At 69.7% G+C, this 1,918-nt stretch carries 2 protein-coding genes; both read right to left on the bottom strand.

All coding sequences use genetic code 11. The features are described from left to right. A partial coding sequence (locus AC1D15_RS29655; RefSeq protein WP_477828842.1) for an ABC transporter transmembrane domain-containing protein occupies positions 1-1,268 on the bottom strand: 1,268 nt, incomplete at its 3' end. A gap of 70 nt (positions 1,269-1,338) precedes the next feature. After that, positions 1,339-1,918: calcium-binding protein (locus tag AC1D15_RS29660; protein WP_477828841.1), on the bottom strand; the 580-nt coding region annotated here is incomplete at its 5' end.

The raw sequence follows: 1,918 nt of genomic DNA on the forward strand, positions 1-1,918 counted from the left end.
GTCCACAACTGGGCCAGCCGCATCACCGGCTGCGCGATCTGGCCGGCCAGCATGTTGAAGACCACCAGCTGGCCGACGCTCATGCGGCCGTCGATCACCAGCCGCGCGCCGACRTAGAGCGTCGCGAGCGTGACCAGCTTCGACACCATCGAGACGCCGCCCTGCGCGAGGCTCGCGATCGTGGTGGTGCGCAGGCCCGCCGACACGTAGGCGGCGAGCTGCCGGTCCCAGCGGCGCGTCCACTGCGGCTCCACGGCCATCGACTTGACGGTGTCGATGCCGTGCACCGTCTCCACCAGGAAAGCCTGGTTCTCGGCGCCGCGGTTGAACTTGTCATTCAGGCGTGCGCGCAGCAGCGGCGTGAGGGCCGCCGACAGCAGCAGGTAGCACGGCAGCGAGGCCAGCACGATCAGCGTCAGCCAGCCGCTGTAGCACAGCATCACCGCGATGAAGACGACCGAGAACAGCAGGTCGAGCACGACGGTGAGCGCGCTGCCGGTCAGGAAGCTGCGGACGTTCTCGAGCTCGCGCACGCGCGCCACCGTGTCGCCGACGCGCCGTGCCTGGAAGTACGCGAGCGGCAGCGCCAGCAGGTGGCGGAACAGCCGCGCGCCGAGCTCGACGTCGATGCGGCTCGTCGTGTGCGCAAAAACGTAGCTGCGCAAGGCCGTCAGCGCGACCTCGAAGACCATCACGGCGCCCAGGCCGATCGCGATCACGTCGAGCGTCGTGAAGCCGCGGTGCACCAGCACCTTGTCCATCACCACCTGGAAGAACAGCGGCGTGACCAGCGCGAACAGCTGCAGCGCAAGGCTCACCAGCAGCACCTCGCCGAGCAGCCGGCGGTGCCGCACGACCGACGGGATGAACCAGGTGAAGTCGAAGCGGCCCCATTCGCGGCCGGCCGAGGCCTGCGACGCGAACAGGATCAGCTCGCCGGACCAGCGCGCGCGCAGCGCGTCATGGCTGAGCAGCTCCGGGCGGCCGACCGCCGGGTCGTGGACCAGCACCTGGTCGCCGTCGATGCGGGCGATGAGGAAGAAGCCGGCCGCCGACGTGTCGGCTCCCGGTGCGGGCACCGATCGCGCCATGACGGGCAGCGCCAGGCGGGGCAGCCGGTCGATGCTGCTGCGAACCGCCCTGGCCCGCAGCTGCAGCTGCCTGGCCGCCAGCAGGATGTCCGGCGTCGACCACGGCCGCCCGCGCACGGCCAGCTCATGGGCCAGCTGTTCGGGATCGGCGGCCACGCCATGCAGCCGCGCCATCATCACCAGGCAGTCGAGCCCGGTGTCGACGGCACGGCCCGCGGGGGCCGCCGGGTGCGTCAGGGCTTCGATCTCAGTTCCACGCAGCCAGCACGAGCGACTGGCTGCTGGCACCGGCCGACAGCGTCGGCAAGGTGTCTGCCGCAGCCGGCGGCGAGAACGCAGCCATCGCGCTGACCAGGGCCGCTGTCGCCGAGGTGGTGATGCCCAGCGCGGTCTCGCGGTTGCTGCCGGCGCTGACGACGGCGGCGGTGGCCGTGGTCGATATCGCCGCCAGGATCTGGTCGAGACCCCAGGTGGTGGTTCCCCCCTCGAAGGTGATCTCCTGCAGCGGGTTGTAGGCGTTGGTCGCACTGCCGCCGTACAGGAAGTCCTTCACGGTGATGGTGTCTGTGGTGTCGTTGACCGAGATGATCAGCGAGGTGCCCGACTTGGTGAGCGTCACGTCCTTGTACCCGACATTGGTGAAGGACAGCGTGTTGTTCTTGCCGGCGGCGGTGTCGTAGGTGGAGGCGAGGGTGTCCTGGCCGTCGCCCTCGGTGAAGTTGTAGGTGTCGTCGCCGAGACCGCCGGTGATGGTGTCGTTGCCCAGCCCACCGGTGATGGTGTCGTTGCGGATGGTGCCGACCAGGGTGTCGTTGCCGGAGGTGCCC

This window comes from Rhizobacter sp. P2_H2 (assembly GCF_056403375.1).